Origin of the sequence: Pseudarthrobacter sp. NKDBFgelt (assembly GCF_046097905.1) — a bacterium.
Lineage (GTDB): Bacteria > Actinomycetota > Actinomycetes > Actinomycetales > Micrococcaceae > Arthrobacter > Arthrobacter polychromogenes.
The window spans coordinates 21132-36700 of the sequence record NZ_JBJURL010000015.1 but is presented as its reverse complement, the minus strand read 5'-3'; the positions used below and the strand labels follow the sequence as shown (position 1 = coordinate 36700).

Below are 15569 nucleotides of genomic sequence, written 5' to 3'. Positions count from 1 at the left end.
TCCGCACTTCGCCGGCAGTGGCGAATGTGGTGGGTATGAACGCAGAAACAGTGTCCAAGCCTGTGATCGTGGGCGTCGACGGTTCCGAATATTCTTCCGCCGCCCTGCGGTACGCCGGAACCCTCGCCGCACGCCTGGGTGCGCGTCTGGAGGTCATCACCTGCATCGGCATGCCCGATTACCTGGTGGTGGCCCACCTCGAGAACGCCGAGCATCCTTTGACGGCAAGGCTGGAGGACACCGCCAGCCGCCTGGTGGAGGACGCCCTGGGACGGGCATTCACCGGGGACCGGCCGCAGAACATCGACGTCACCGTCAAGTTCGGGCCGCCCGGCAAAGTCCTCGTGGAAGAGAGCCGGCGGGCGCAGCTGCTGGTTGTCGGCCGGCACGGTGAGGGCGGATTCCTCGGCACGTCCATGGGATCGGTCAGCAAGGCCTGCGCAGCGCATTCCGCGTGCCCGGTGCTCCTGGTGGGCCAGGAGGCGGACGACGTGCCATGACGGCGGCGGGCCTGACCTCGGGCCAGGCTGCAGAACTCCTGAAGCAGGCAGGGCCGAACATCCTCCCCACCGAGAAGCCCGTACCGCAGTGGCGGAATGTCTGGGGGGAGCTGACGCACTTCTTTGCCCTCATGCTGTGGTGCGCGGCAGCCCTGGCCTTCCTCGCGGACCTGCCGCAACTGGGCGTGGCGATCATCGTCGTCGTTCTTGTCAACGGGGTCTTTGCCCATATCCAGCAGGAACGGGCCCAGCACGCCGCGGCCAGGCTGCGCGGGCTGCTGCCGGCTGACGTCATGGTGCGGCGGGACGGACACGTCCGCAAGGTCCACGCCAGCGAACTCGTGGTCTCCGACGCCGTGCTCCTGACCGCCGGCGACCGCATCCCCGCGGACGTCGTCCTGGCCACGGCACAAGCCTGCGCCGTGGACGAGTCGATGCTGACCGGCGAAAGCGATCCGGTACCTAAAACGGCCGGTGACTCCGCCTGGGCCGGGACGTTCCTGGTCAACGGCGACGCCGAGGCCACTGTCACGGCCACCGGTGCCCGGACACGGCTGGCCGGGATCTCCGCCCTCACCAGCGGCGCAGTTCCCCCGCCCACGCCGCTGTCGCTGGAACTGCGCCGGATTGTCCGGTTAGTGGCATCAGTTGCCCTAGCCATCGCCGCCCTGTTCTTCCTGGTGTCCCTGCTGGTGGGGATTGAATGGCGCGATTCCTTCCTGTTCGCCATCGGCGTCGCCGTCGCGCTTGTCCCCGAGGGCCTGCTGCCCACGGTGACGCTGTCGCTGGCGATGGGGGCGCAGCGCATGGCCTCCCGCAACGCACTGGTCCGCAACCTCGAAGCCGTGGAAACCCTCGGTTCCACCACCTTCATCTGCACCGACAAGACCGGAACCCTCACCCAGAACCGGATGAACGCCGTCGAGGTCTTCACGTCCGGCGGGTCGGTCCACATAGCGGGCGAGGGGTACAACCCGGAGGGCACCGTCCAAGGGGACGGGCAGGAGAGAGCCGCGGAAACGGCGCTCGCGGCGCTCGCCGCCTCTCAGGGGCGGGCCGAACTGCATGACGGGCAATGGCGTGCATTGGGTGACCCCATGGAAGCCGCCATCGACGTGCTCGCGCGGCGACTGGGCGTGGCAGGTGCCCGCATGGCGCCTTCGCGCCGCTTCGCCTTTGACCCTTCACGACGGCGGGAGTCGGCGATCGTGGGGCACGAGCTTTTCTGCAAGGGCGCCCCCGAGGCCGTCCTTCCGCTGTGCAGCGACGTCGACGGCCCGGTGGCGGACCAGGTCCAGGCCATGGCCTCCCGCGGGCTCCGTGTCCTCGCCGTGGCGCGGAGGCGGCTCGTTGGACCTTCCGCCGAGTGGGAGTCCCGCCCCGCCGGGGACGTCGAACGCGGCATGGAGCTGCTGGGACTGATCGGGCTCCATGATCCGCCGCGGCCGGACGTGGGCGACGTCATCCGGACGGCCCGCAAGGCCGGACTCAAACTGGCCATGATCACCGGCGACCATCCTGCCACCGCAGCGGCAATTGCCCGTGAGATTGGGCTTATGGGCGTACCGGAATTCGTCCTGGAGGGCTCGGACCTTCCCGGGGATGAACAGCTGCTGGGGGCACTCCTGGACCGGGACGGGGTAGTGGTGAGCAGGGTATCCCCAGAGCAGAAACTCCGGGTTGCCAAGGCCCTGCAGTCCCGCGGCCATGTGGTGGCCATGACGGGCGACGGCGTCAACGACGGGCCCGCCCTCCGTGAGGCGGACATCGGGGTGGCCATGGGATTGAGCGGCACCGACGTTGCGCGCGAAGCGGCTGACCTGGTGCTCCTTGACGACCACTTCGCGACGATCGTGGCAGCTATCGAGCAGGGCAGGGCCACCTACTCGAACATCCACCGGTTCCTGACCTACCACCTCACCGATAATGTGGCGGAGCTGACGCCCTTTGTGGTCTGGGCCCTCTCGGGCGGCCAGTTCCCGCTTGCGCTGGGCGTCCTGCAGATCCTTGCCCTGGACATCGGTACCGACCTGCTGCCTGCCCTGGCCCTGGGTGCCGAGCCGCCCGGCAAACGGGTGCTGTCCCGGCCGCCGGAGCGCCGGCACCTGATGGACCGGCAGCTGATGGTGCGGGTCTTCTGCGTGCTGGGCCCGGTGGAGGCCCTTGTTGAAATGACCGCGTTCTCCGTTGTGCTCTTCGGCGGCGGCTGGACCCGGGGCGAGGCGCCGGATCCCGGGCTCCTCATGGCGGCGTCGGGGGCTGCCTTCACAGCGGTGGTCCTGGGCCAGCTGGCCAACGCCTACGCCTGCCGGAGTGCCACCGTGCCGCCGTGGAGGCTGGGGTGGGGTTCGAACAAGCTCCTCGCGTGGGCTGTCCTGACTGAACTGGCCGTGCTTGCAGCCTGCCTGTACCTGCCGCAGCTCGCCGCCCTGCTGGGCCAGGCCCCGCCGCCGGCGTCCGGGTTGTTGGTTGCCGCCCTGGCCGTACCGGCCGTCCTGGTGGTGGACTGGGCCTATAAGGGCTTCAGGGGCCGCAGCGTCCGGTGAGCAGCACCCAGGAACCCCTGCCCGTGGTCCTGTCCCTAAGGGGGTTGGGCGGGGGGTGTCCTTGGACATGCGGCTGCTCGGGACCAAAGACTCTGCATAGCCTCCGGGGCACGGCCCAGAATCAAGGCATGACTGCTCCCGCAACGTCCCCGGCCGATGTCCACGTCAAGTGGTTCGAGGACACCGGGATCGGGGACATCGCGTCCGTGGGAGGAAAAAACGCGTCTTTGGGCGAGTTGAGCCGCTCCCTGCAGTCCGCCGGCGTGAGGGTTCCCGACGGGTTTGCCACCACCGCCGGCGCCTACCGCGCCTTCCTGGCTTCGAACGCCCTGGAGCCGCGCATCAGGACGTACATCGAGGAGTACCGGGCCGGACGCGCAACGCTGCGCCAGGCCGGGGCCGCAATCCGGGAGTTGTTCCTGTCAGCAACGTTCCCGGACAGCATCGGAGAGTCGATCCAGGAGCGCTACCGGCTCCTTTCCCGCCGGGCGGGCCAGCCGGAGGTGTCCGTTGCAGTCCGCAGCAGCGCCACAGCCGAGGACCTGCCGGACGCCAGCTTCGCGGGCCAGCAGGAGACATTCCTCAATGTGGCAGGGGAGCGGGCCGTCCTCGAGGCGTGCCGGAACTGCTATGCCTCGCTGTTCACTGACAGGGCCATAAGCTACCGCGAAATGAAGGGCTACGACCACCTCGACGTGGCCCTGTCCGTGGGCGTCCAGCGCATGGTCCGCTCGGACCTCGGCGCCTCCGGGGTCATGTTCTCCATCGACACCGAATCCGGCTTCCCGGAGGCCGTGCTCATCAGCGCGGCGTGGGGCCTCGGGGAGACCGTTGTCCAGGGGACCATCAATCCGGACAAATACCAGGTGTTCAAGCCGCTGCTCGCAGACGAGCGCTTCAGCCCAGTGATCGAGAGGGAACGGGGCGCCAAGGAACGCAAAATGGTCTACAGCCACGGGGGCAACGCGCGGACCCGGCTGGTGGAGACCACCGAACGGGAGCAGGAGTCCCTGGTGCTGTCCGATGACGAAGTGGTTCTACTGGCGCGCTGGGCCAAAGCCGTGGAAGACCACTATGGGCGGCCCATGGACATGGAGTGGGCCAAAGACGGCGTGACGGGCGAACTGTTCATGGTGCAGGCGAGGCCGGAAACGGTGCAGGCCCAGCGCAGCAGCACCTCCTTCCGGACGTACCATCTCCGGCAGCAGGGCAGGCTGCTGACCGCGGGGGCCGCGATTGGGGATGCCATCGCCGGCGGGCAGGCCTGCGTCATCCGGGACGCCAAGGACATCGAATCCTTCAAGGACGGGTCCGTGCTGGTGACCAGGATGACGGACCCGGACTGGGTCCCGGTCATGAAGCGGGCAGCCGGCATCGTCACTGACCACGGCGGCCCAACCAGCCACGCAGCGATCGTCAGCCGGGAACTCGGCGTGCCCGCCGTCGTCGGAACCCGGAACGCAACGGAAGCCGTGCCTGATGGTGCCCCCATCACTCTGTCCTGCGCAGAAGGCGAGGAAGGCCGCGTCTATGAGGGGCTGCTGGAGTTTGGCGTGGAAGAAGTGGACCTCGAGGCCCTTCCGGCCACCCGCACTGACGTGATGGTGAACATCGGCAGTCCTGCCGCAGCCTTCAAGTGGTGGCGGCTGCCGGCGGCGGGAGTGGGCCTCGCGAGGATGGAATTCATCATCAACAACCTCATCCGCATCCATCCCATGGCACTGGTCCACCCTGAAAGGGTGACGGACCCGGAGGAAGCTGCGCTCATCCGGAAGCTCACCAGCGGCTACAGCGACCCGACGGAGTATTTTGTTGACGTGCTGGCCACCGGGATCGCCAAAATAGCGGCGCCCTTCCACCCAAAACCGGTGATCGTCCGGCTCAGCGATTTCAAGAGCAACGAGTACAGCCACCTGGTTGGCGGCGGGTTTTTTGAACGTCCGGAAGAGAACCCCATGCTGGGCTTCCGCGGAGCCTCGCGCTACTACAGCGATCACTACCGGGAAGGCTTCGCCCTCGAATGCAAAGCCCTCAAACGGGTACGCGAGGAGGTGGGCTTCGCCAACATCATCGTTATGGTCCCGTTCTGCCGGACCGTCCGGGAAGCGGACCTGGTCATCGAAGCGATGGCCGGCCAAGGACTGGTGAGGGGCGGTGCCGGGCTGCAGCTCTACATGATGTGTGAAATACCCTCGAACGTAGTGCTGGCCGAGCAGTTCGCCGAGCGCTTCGACGGGTTCTCCATCGGCTCCAACGACCTGACCCAACTGGTCCTGGGGGTGGACCGCGATTCCGAACAGCTCGCCGGGCTGTTCGATGAGAGGGACCCCGCGGTCAGCGCGATGATTGCCCAGGCCATCGACAAGGCGCACGCCGCGGGCATCAAGATTGGCATCTGCGGGCAGGGGCCCAGCAACCATCCGGATCTTGCGGAATTCCTGATCGGCCGCGGCATAGATTCAATCTCGCTGAACCCGGACACCTACGTGAAGACCCTGCCCATCATCGCCGCAGCCGAGCAGCGGCTGGCCAGACAGGCCTAACGGCACTGTCAACTGCGGACGGCCTGCTGGTATCCCTGTCATATGACCGCGTCCTCACCCACTGCCGCAGCCGCCAGGCCGCCCTTTGACGCCGTCATTTTCGATCTGGACGGGGTGGTGACCAACACGGCACTGGTCCATCAGGCGGCCTGGCGGGAGGCCTTCGAACAGATCCTGCAGGACCTCAGGGTGCCGGACACTGCCGACCGTTCACCCCTTTCCAAAGCTGACTACCGCACCTACATCGACGGCCTTCCCCGGGAGGAAGGCGTCCTGAAGTTCCTTGCTTCACGGGGGGTCAAAGTTGAAAAAGGGTCTGACGGGGATGAGCCCGGCATCTGGACAGCGTTCGGCCTTGGTGCCCTGAAGAACCGGCTGTTCCAGGAGAGGCTTAGGCGGGACGGTGTCCAGAGCTATCCGGGAACGGTGCAACTGCTGCACAGGCTTTCCGACGCCGGAGTCCCCACCGGAGTGGTCACGTCCAGCCGCAATGCGTCCTCGGTCCTGGACGCCGCCGGCATCCCGGATGTTTTCGGCGTCATCCTGGACGGGACTGCTGCAGCCAACCTGGGCCTCCGGGGAAAGCCCGCCCCTGACGTCTTCCTGGCGGCCGCGTTCCGTCTTGGGGTATCGCCGTCCCACTCCGTGGTCATCGAGGATTCGGTGGCAGGGGTCCTCGCAGCGCACAGGGGCGGGTTCGGCCTGGTGGTGGGCATCGACCGCAGCGGAACCCGGCGGGAGCTCGAAGCCGCCGGTGCCGGCACAGTCCTCAATGACGTCCGCGAACTGGACCTGGGCCTTGTCCTTGGCGATCCGTGGCAGCTTGTCTATGAGGGCTTCGACGCAGGACACGAGGGCCACCGGGAAGCGCTGACCACCCTTGGCAATGGCTACCTGGCGGTCCGGGGCGCATCCCCGGAGGGCGGCGGAAGCATCCGGTATGCCGGCATGTACCTGGCCGGCGTGTTCAACCGCCTGGCCGCCGAAGTCGCCGGCGAGGTGCTCGTGGAGGAACACATGGTGAACGCGCCTGACTGCCTTCCCCTGGACCTGCGGCTGGCGGACGGGCAGTGGTGGTCGGAAGGAGGCCTGGCGGTTGTCCGCGAGCGCCGCACCCTTGATCTCCAGCGTGCGGTTCTGGAACGGCGGCTCCTGCTGGAAGCCGGGGACAAACGGCGGATGGAAATTGTCCAGACCAGGTTCGTGTCCATGGCTGAGCCCCACCTGCTGGGCCTTGAAACGAAGATTACGCCCTTGGGCTGGAGCGGTGCCGTGGAAGTGCGCAGCGGCGTCACCACGGGCGTCACCAACTCGAATGTCCCCGAACCGGCCTCCAGTCCGGGGGTTCACCTCGTTGACCGGACCACGGACGGCGGCGGCTTCAGTCAGCCGGCTCCGGACGACGTTTCCGTGGTCGAGGCCGAGACGACCCAGAGCCTGATCCGGGTAGCCGTGGCGTTCCGCACCCGTGTGTCCGGGGGAGAAGGCGTCGGCGGAACAGGAAGCGGCGGAACGGGTCCAGGGAAGCCCGGCAGCATAGGCCCGTTCCACTTCATGGCATTCCAGCTGGCCCTCGCTGACGGAGCTGCAGCAAGAATCAGCAAGACCGTGGCGGTGGTGACATCCCGCGACCGGGCGATCGCATCCCCGGCCTCAGCCGCCGTGGCCGTGCTGGCCCGCGCCGGCGGGGACATCGACGCCCTCATGACCGCACACCAGGACGCCTGGCGGCACGAACTCCATCCGTTCCTGGTGGACATCGAGGCTCCGGTGCAGGTGCGCCTGGTCCTCAACCTCCATATTTTCCATCTGCTGCAGACCCTTACGCGCCACACGGCGGAACTCGACGCCGGGGTCACCGCCCGGGGGCTCCACGGTGAGGGCTACCGCGGCCATGTCTTCTGGGACGAATTGTTTGTCCTTCCGCTCCTGACCACACGGACACCGGATGTAGCCCGGTCCCTCATTGAATACCGGTGGCGGAGGCTTCCGGCAGCCCGCCACGCGGCAGCGGTCCAGGGCCTCTCCGGGGCGCAGTTTCCCTGGCAAAGCGGGAGCGACGGTACGGAAGAAACGCCCAAGTGGCTCTATAACTACAGGTCCGGCAGGTGGGTGAAGGACCACTCGCACATGCAGCTGCACTCGGGACTGGCTGTGGCCTTCAACGTCTGGCAGTATTTCCAGGCCACCAGTGACAAAGCCTGGCTCCTCCGCAAGGGCGCCGAACTGGTGGTCGAGGTTGCCCGGTTCTTCGCATCGCGGGCCGGGCACAGCCCGGACACCGGGCGGTACCACATCCGCGGCGTCGTCGGGCCAGATGAATATCACACGGGATATCCGGGCCACACGGATCCCGGACTGGACGACAACGCCTACACCAACGCCATGGCTGCCTGGGTCTGCCTTAGGGCTGCGGAGATCATGGGCATCTTCCACGGGAACGAACTCGCCGGCCTGATGGAAAGGCTTGGCATCACCGGTGAGGAGGCAGCCGGCTGGGAGCAGGTGGGCAGGGCCATGTTCATCCCGTTCCACACGGACGGCGTCATCAGCCAGTTTGCCGGGTACGAGGGGCTCGAGGAACTCGACTGGGAACGGTACCGGGAAACCTATGACAGCATCGAGCGGCTCGACCTGATCCTGGAAGCCGAGGGGGACGAAACCAACCGGTACAAGCTTGCCAAGCAGGCCGATGTCCTGATGCTGCCCTACCTGCTGGGCCATGAAGGGGTGATCGCCCTGCTCCAGGAACTGGGATACGCGTTTACGGGAGACCAGTTGAACCGGACCATCGAGTATTACCTGGCACGGACTGCCCACGGGTCCACCTTGAGCCGGGTTGCCCACGCTTCCGTCCTTGCCGCGCTGGACGCCGACCGTGCCTGGGACAGCTTCCGGGAAGCGCTCGACGCCGACCTCGACGATACCCAGCACGGCACGACACGCACGGGCATCCATCTGGGGGCCATGGCTGGGAGCATCGACGTCATCCAGCGCAGCTTCGCCGGACTAAGGCTCAGCGGCGACACACTCGTCTTTGCTCCCAACCTGCCCACCGGCCTCCGGTCCGTCGCCTTCAGGGTCCGGTACCGCGAGCATTTCCTGAACGTCGAATTGAAGGACGGGCGCATGAGGATTGCCTCGGCGGACGGGGACGCTGAACCCATCAGCGTGCGCGTCAACGGCAGGAAGGCTGCGCTTGCCGCCGGCCAAGTCAGGACATTCCGGCTGCCCATGCCGGGGGAGGGATCGGCCGCGTCATGAAGAAACTCGGAATCCTGACAAGCGGCGGGGACTGCCCCGGCGTCAATGCAGTAATCCGCGGAGCCGTGCTGGGCGGTGAGGTTGTCCATGGATACGGGTTCGTGGGGTTCCGCGACGGCTGGCGGGGAGTCCTGGAACAGGATGTGGTTCCTTTGCCCCGGCGGAGCGTCCGCGGCATATCCCGGCTCGGCGGGACCATCCTGGGAACATCCCGCACCAATCCGCTGGAAGGCGGCGGAACCGGCGCGGTGCGGGAAAGCCTGCGGCGCAACGGCCTGATGGGCCTGATCGCCATTGGCGGTGAGGGGACGCTCGCCGCAGCGAAGGCGCTGTGCGACCAGGGCGTCAACGTGGTGGGTGTTCCCAAGACCATCGATAACGATCTTGGTGCGACGGACTATACGTTTGGGTTTGATTCGGCCGTCCAGACAGCCACTGAAGCCATTGACAGGCTGAGGACCACAGGGGAGTCGCACCACCGGTGCATGATCGCCGAGGTCATGGGCCGGAATGCCGGCTGGATCGCCCTGCACTCGGGGATGGCCTCGGGCGCCCATGCCATCCTCATCCCCGAGCACCCGGTGTCCCTGGACCAGATCTCCACGTGGGTGATGTCAGCACGGGACCGCGGGCGGGCGCCCATGGTGGTGGTGGCCGAAGCTTTTGCACCGGAGGGGCAGGGAACACCCTATGCGCCCCGTGGGCTCGATACCTTTGGCCGGCCGCGCCTTGGGGGTATCGGCCGGCTATTGGAACAGCAGCTGCAGGAGACCACCGGGATAGAGACACGGGCCACCGTCCTGGGCCACATCCAGCGTGGTGGAGAGCCCACGGCGTATGACCGCGTCCTTGCCACGCGGCTGGGGCTGGCGGCCGTCGAAGCGGCGGCCAATGGCTCGTGGGGGACCATGGTGTCCCTTCGCGGCACGGACATCGTCACCGTGGGCCTCGAGCTTGCGCTCGGAAGCCTGAAGGTGGTTCCCGAGGCCCGGTACAAGGAGGCGGCAGTCTTGTTCGGCTGATGGCGCCGGTGCTGACGCGGCACCTGGCTGGCACGACACTTGGGTGGCGTGACCGTGCCTGGCCCAGGAGGGACCAGGCACACCGTCAGCCTCTGCTAATGGGGACCTTTGACGCGGAAGCCACCTCTTGCTGGTCCGGAAGGGGAGCGCGGACTTCCAGGACGCCGTCCTTGTAGGAAGCGGTGACGTCACCTTGCTGCACCCCGCTGGGGAGGGGGAGCCGCCGGACGAAAGAACCGTATCGGAATTCGGACCGGTAGCTGTCTTTGTCCTTGTGTTCCGTTTTCTCCTGCCGCTCGGCCTTGATGGACAGGACACCGTCTGTCACGGTCACGTCCACGTCTTTTTCCGGGTCGATTCCGGGCAGCTCCGCCCGCACCACCAAGGTGTTGCCGTCCACCATTTCCTCAACCCGGATGGGGGACGACCCCATCTCTCCTTCGAAGAGTCTTTCGATCACATCCATGGGGGAGCGGTGGGATTCAAACCATTTCATCAGGTCAGTCATTGTTGCCTCCTGCTCATTGTGCGCCGGGACGCGTCACCCGGCATTAACACCATCCGCCCTCTGCAGGTGCTGTTCCAGAGTCCAAGGTCCCACCCCGGTTTCACTCTTTCTCCGGGCGGACCCGCAGGACGGCAGAACCTGTAATCCTGTCCGCAGCGAGATCACCAAGAGCCGTGTCCGCGGCATCGAACGGGTAGGCGGTGGTGGTGGGTGACAGCGGAATCCGGGCCGCGAGCGCAAGGAACTCACGTCCGTCCGCGCGTGTATTGGCTGTCACGCTGCGGACCTGGCGCTCGTAGAACAGGTGGTCCTCATAGTTCAGGGCTGGTATGTCGGTGAGGTGGATACCGGCAATCGCAAGTGTGCCGCCGCGGTCAAGGGCGGCGAGCGCGGCCGGCACCAGGCCGCCCACCGGAGCAAAAAGAATCGCGGAATCAAGCGGCACCGGTGGCCTGTCATACGCGTCTCCGGCATATTCGGCTCCCAGGTCCCGGGCAAGGGCCCGGGCCTCCTTAGACCGGGTCATGACAAAAACGGATGCCCCCTGGTAGATCGCCATCTGCGCGGTCAGGTGGGCGGAACTGCCGAAACCGTAGATGCCAAGGCGCCCGCCAGCCGGCAGGTTGGCGCGTTTCAGAGCGCGGTAGCCAATGATGCCCGAGCACAGCAGCGGCGCTGCCTGTTCGTCGCTGAACACCTCAGGAATGAGGTAGGCAAAATCCTGGGAGACAGTGAGTTTTTGCGCGTAGCCGCCGTCCTTGTCCCATCCGGTGAAGACGGGCGCCGAGCACAGGTTCTCGTCACCCCGGCGGCAATACGTGCACGTTCCGCAGACGCCGCCCAGCCACGCGACGCCTACCCTGTCGCCCGGGGCGAACCGGTGGGCGCCCGGGCCGGTTTCCACCACCACGCCCACCGCCTCGTGGCCCGGGACAACCCCGGGACGGCGTGATTGCAGGTCCCCTTCGGCCAGATGGAGGTCGGTCCGGCAGATTCCGCAGACACTCACGTCCACCAGGAGTTCATTGGCCGCGGGCCTGGGGTCTTCGCGGAGGCCCCTGACCAGGGGACGGGTGGACATAGGGCCGGGCTGGCCCACCCACCATGCGAGCACCTTGTCCTCCTTCTGCCGGGTTGTTTAACAATGGCCCAGCTTGGCTGTGCCTCCCAGAGCCGAAGGTCACCCTTGTCTTCAGTCCGCTGAGCGGCCAGCCAGGCGCCGCTGGACGTACCGGATTGCTTCGATGATGATGCTGCCGCCCACGGCCACCGCGACCGAAGCGGCCAGGAGGTCCGGGGGCGGCCAGTCCAGGCGGAAGAACTCTTTTGCCGACGGCACGGTGAACAGGAGCGCCAGGCCTGCGTACATGCCCGCCAGAATGAGGGTCTTCGTCCAGGTGAGGGGCCGGGAGGCGGTCACGAGGATCCAAGAGGCCACCAGGGCCAGGGTGATGACGGCGGCAGACTGCGTGGCCTCGGCGCTGCCAGGTGCAGCGAAGCGCGCGTACAGGCTGACCGCCAGCACACACAGGGCGCCGCACACTCCGGCCGGCACCGAGAAGGCCAGGGAGCGCTTCAGGAATCCGGCCTCATAACGCTGCGCGCTGGGTTGCAGGGCCAGGAAGAATGCCGGCAGCCCGATGGTCAGTCCGTCAAGGACGGACACCTGGCGCGGAAGGAACGGAAAGGGCCACAGGAGCAGGGCAAACGCCAACGAGATGACGGTGATGTAGACGGTCTTGCTGAGGAACACCATGGAAACCCGCTCGATGTTGCTGATGGCCCTGCGGCCCTCGGCAACCACCGCCGGCAACCTGTCGAAGCGCCCGTCCAGGAGGATAAGCCGGGCTACCGCCTTGGTGGCCGGTGACGCTGTGTCCATGGCGATGCCCAGGTCGGCTTCCTTGAGTGCCAGGACGTCGTTGACCCCGTCGCCGGTCATGGCCACCGTGTGCCCTCCCCGCTTCAGCGCCTGGACCATGTCCCTCTTCTGGGAAGGGGTCACGCTTCCAAAAACGTGATGGGTCTCCACCGTTTCCTGTAGCAGCAACGGGTCCGTGGGCAGTTTCCTGGCGTCGTAGGCCCCGCCCGGTCCCAGGCCCACCGCGCGCGCGAGCACTGCCACTGTGCGGGGGTCGTCACCGGAGATGATCTTCAAGGCCACCCCCTGCTGCCGGAAATAGGCAAGCGTCGCTGGTGCTTCCTTCCGGATATCCTCGCGGAAGGTCAGCAGCACCACCGGGATGAGGCCCGCGGGCACTGCGACGCCCTGCTCGGATACCGGCAGGGGCCCGGGCATGTGGGCGAGTGCCAGCGTCCGCAGGCCCGTGGAGGCCAGCGCCGCGGCGCTCCGGCGGGCGGGGGCGCCGGATGACAATTCCGCCAGTACGAAATCCGGGGCCCCAAGTACCCAGGTCCCGGCGGCCTGCGAGCCCGGCGGGAACGTCACTGAGCTCCATTTCAGGGCGGAGGTGAACGGCACGGATGACGTTTCGGGCAAAACGTCGGCCGCGGGAAAAGCGTCGCCGATGGACTTGGCGGTGGTACTGGCTTCCTCCTTGGCGCCGAACCATTCAAGGGCCTTCCGCCACCCCTCGGCCGGTGGGGCACCGGCGTCGTGGACGGCGTCGAATGTCATGGCGCCGGAAGACAAGGTCCCGGTCTTGTCCAGGCACAGGACATCCACCCTGGCCAGTACCTCAACGGCCGCAAGCTCCTGGACCAGGACCATGTGGCCGGCAAGCCGGACCCCGCCCACCGCAAAAGCGACGCTGGTGAGCAGGACCAGGCCAAGGGGAATCATTGACATGATGCTGGCCACCAGTCCCACCGCGGCAGGGATCCACTGGCCGGAGCTGAAGGCGGCCTCCCAGCCTCCGGCGTTCTGGACCTGGGCGTGGGTAACCAGGACGGCAGTCGGCAGGAGCAGCCATGTGATGACCCGAAGCACCTTGTCCAGCCCGGAGCGTATCTCGGACGTGACCAGGGCGAACCGTCGGGCTTCGGCAGTCAGTTTGTAGGCAAACGTGTCCGGTCCCACCCGGACCACCACCGCCCGTCCGCTGCCGGCCATGATCAGTGATCCGGACAGGAGCGCTGCTCCCGGTTGCTTGGGAACCGGTGCTGACTCACCGGTCAAAAAGGATTCATCCGCCTCCACGTACCCGCCGTCCAGGAGCCGCACGTCAGCGGCCACCTGTTCCCCGGCGCTGAGCAGGACGATGTCATCAGGAACCAGGGCCTCCGCCGGGACCAGCCGGGTGCTGCCGTCCCGGATGACCCTGCTCTGTGCCGCGTGGAGTATGGCCAGCCTGTCCAGGGACTGCTTGGCGCGGTATTCCTGGACGATTCCGATTAGGGAATTCCCCAGCGCCGAGAAGCCAAAGAGCGCGTCGCGCCACTGGTCCAGCACCAGCAGCAGGACAAAGCAGCCCGCCACGATGGCGTTGAAAAGGGTCAGGACGTTCGCCCGGACAATGTCCCACACGCTGCGGCTTGTTGCTCCGGGGATGCTGTTGGTCTGTCCCGCGTTAGTCCGGGCCAGGACCTCGGCTGAGCTGAGTCCGTCCAGCCCCGGCTGTCCCGCGGGGGCGCCGGAAGCCACGTGGTGTCCGGCGCTTTCCCCTGCTTCAAACATCACGTGGGGCGCGCAGCCCGCCCGTTATGTGTCATGCCGGGACTTCTTGAGCCGGGTGATGACCGTGGGGCAGGGAGGCTGGGTCAGGACACCGTGCGCCGTCGAGCCGAGCAGAAGCCTGCCGAAGCTTCCCCTGCCCCGGCTGCCCAAAACCAGCATCCGGGCGTCCGCGGCTGCCCGGACCAGGGCATCTGCAGGTTCCAGGACGGTTTCCAGGACCCCGTGCACTACAAGGCCGGGGTAGTCCTGGCGAAGTCCCGCAACAGCCTCGGCCAGGACAACCTGTTCCTCTTCCTCCACATGTCCGGCGAAGCTGCTGGACGGAAGGCCCGCTCTGATCCAGCGGTTGGGGCCAGTGAACGCGTACAGGACGGTGAGTTCCTCGCCCAGTGCGTCAGCCTCGGCCGCGGCGAAAGCCACGGCCTGCGTGGACTCCCTCGACCCGTCCACGCCCACCACCACACCCTGCCCGCTGCTGCCCTGGCCTGTCCCGATCACGGCCACCGGACATTCGGCCGTTGCAGCTGCCTGGAGGGCACGGTCGGTCAGCGCACCGCGGGAGTGGCCACTGCTGCCAAGGACCAGCATCGAGGCGTTCTCCGAGTACTTGCCAAGGGATGCCCCAACGCTTCCTTCCAGGAGTTCACGGGAAACCTGAAGGTCCGGTTCTGCGCTGCGCACCGTTTCTCCGGCTTCTTTCAGCATGTCCATCGCAGATTTGCGCAGGACGTCGATGTAGGGGAGGGCTTCAATCCTTTCGCCCGCCATCCAGCGGTCGTCGAGGACATGAAGGATTGCCAGCGGCACCTTTTGCCGACGGGCACGGGCCGCTGCCCACAGCAGTGCGGCCTTGGAAGGAGCGGAGTCGGCGATGCCGACGGCGACGGGCTTGTGTGCGTCCATGGGTGACCTTCCGTGAAGCTGCTGTTGCTGACGGTTTCTCATGCCGGACAGGGCCTCAGGCCCTGCCGGCCGGTTCCTGCGGTGCCCACCACCTGGTTGGCGGGTTGATGACGAATTTCCTCCCGGTGATTTCCTCAGGGGTGACCCGGATAAGGCTTTCCTTTGGGCCCGCCTGCCAGGGAGACAAACCTGCGTCTGAGGCATCCTGGAAGTCTTCGGCGTCGTCCACTACGGCAGCGTGCCCCTTCACCACCACGCTCCAGGCAATGGTGCCGTACTGGTTCAGCCCGTCAGCTTCCAGGGACACTGCCTTGCGGCCGGCCACTGCATCCATTTTTGTGCCCGGGCCGGTGCGAATCAGCAGGGTGCCGTTGCTGGGCACAAAGTTGACCGGGAAGATCTCCACCGTGTCGCCGCGGGTAAAGGCCATCCTGCACACGGAGGTTGACCGCAGGTACCTCCAGCAGTCATGCACTCCAAGGTTTTCGGGTTCCGGTTCTGTTGCAGCTGTGTCCATGGCCGTAGCCTAGGCCGCGGAGCTGGACGGGGCTAGGGAAGAAGGTCCTGCTGCATGCCGTCCTGGTGGCAGCTGATATCCGGCGTTCCATAAAAGGGGTATTTCAGGCCTTGACTTACCCTCCTAGAC

At 66.6% G+C, this 15569-nt stretch carries 10 protein-coding genes; 5 read left to right on the top strand and 5 right to left on the bottom strand.

Annotated elements, in window-relative coordinates; translation table 11 throughout:
- Positions 1–35: 35 nt before the first annotated feature.
- The 5 genes from ACKAE7_RS06255 (at position 36) to ACKAE7_RS06235 (ending at position 9875) form a co-directional block, all read left to right on the top strand.
- Positions 36–500: a universal stress protein gene (locus ACKAE7_RS06255; RefSeq protein WP_104186003.1), complete on the top strand. Its 465-nt coding sequence runs from the start codon at positions 36–38 to the stop codon at positions 498–500.
- Positions 497–3046: a cation-translocating P-type ATPase gene (locus tag ACKAE7_RS06250; RefSeq protein ID WP_408978713.1), complete on the top strand. Its 2550-nt coding sequence runs from the start codon at positions 497–499 to the stop codon at positions 3044–3046. Before ACKAE7_RS06255 ends, ACKAE7_RS06250 begins: the two co-directional genes overlap by 4 nt.
- A gap of 128 nt (positions 3047–3174) precedes the next feature.
- On the top strand, positions 3175–5589 hold the full coding sequence (gene ppsA, locus ACKAE7_RS06245; RefSeq protein ID WP_408978712.1) for a phosphoenolpyruvate synthase: 2415 nt from the start codon (positions 3175–3177) through the stop codon (positions 5587–5589).
- A 42-nt stretch (positions 5590–5631) separates the two neighbouring features.
- On the top strand, positions 5632–8853 hold the full coding sequence (locus tag ACKAE7_RS06240) for an HAD-IA family hydrolase (RefSeq protein WP_191034420.1): 3222 nt from the start codon (positions 5632–5634) through the stop codon (positions 8851–8853).
- Entirely contained in the window at positions 8850–9875 is a 1026-nt protein-coding gene (locus tag ACKAE7_RS06235; RefSeq protein WP_191034421.1) for an ATP-dependent 6-phosphofructokinase, read from the top strand. The genes ACKAE7_RS06240 and ACKAE7_RS06235 overlap by 4 nt, the downstream gene beginning before the upstream one ends.
- An 85-nt stretch (positions 9876–9960) precedes the next feature.
- Here ACKAE7_RS06235 and ACKAE7_RS06230 read toward each other — a convergent pair whose 3' ends face one another.
- From ACKAE7_RS06230 to ACKAE7_RS06210, 5 genes are all read right to left on the bottom strand, one after another.
- Positions 9961–10383 carry an Hsp20/alpha crystallin family protein gene (locus ACKAE7_RS06230; RefSeq protein WP_190612348.1) on the bottom strand — a complete coding sequence of 141 codons (423 nt, stop codon included), beginning with the start codon at positions 10381–10383 and terminating at the stop codon, positions 9961–9963.
- Positions 10384–10483: 100 nt separating this feature from the next.
- Positions 10484–11497 (bottom strand): zinc-binding alcohol dehydrogenase family protein, encoded by a 1014-nt coding sequence (locus ACKAE7_RS06225; RefSeq protein WP_191034422.1) that lies wholly within the window; start codon positions 11495–11497, stop codon positions 10484–10486.
- 78 nt (positions 11498–11575) lie between these two features.
- Positions 11576–14020, bottom strand: coding sequence for an HAD-IC family P-type ATPase (locus ACKAE7_RS06220; RefSeq protein ID WP_191034544.1), 2445 nt, complete (start codon positions 14018–14020; stop codon positions 11576–11578).
- Between the two features lie 24 nt (positions 14021–14044).
- The gene (locus ACKAE7_RS06215) at positions 14045–14923 is read right to left on the bottom strand and encodes a universal stress protein (protein ID WP_190612353.1); all 879 of its coding nucleotides are present in this window, start codon (positions 14921–14923) and stop codon (positions 14045–14047) included.
- A gap of 55 nt (positions 14924–14978) precedes the next feature.
- Positions 14979–15440, bottom strand: a complete 462-nt coding sequence (locus ACKAE7_RS06210; protein WP_190612355.1) for a pyridoxamine 5'-phosphate oxidase family protein — start codon at positions 15438–15440, stop codon at positions 14979–14981.
- Positions 15441–15569: the final 129 nt, after the last annotated feature.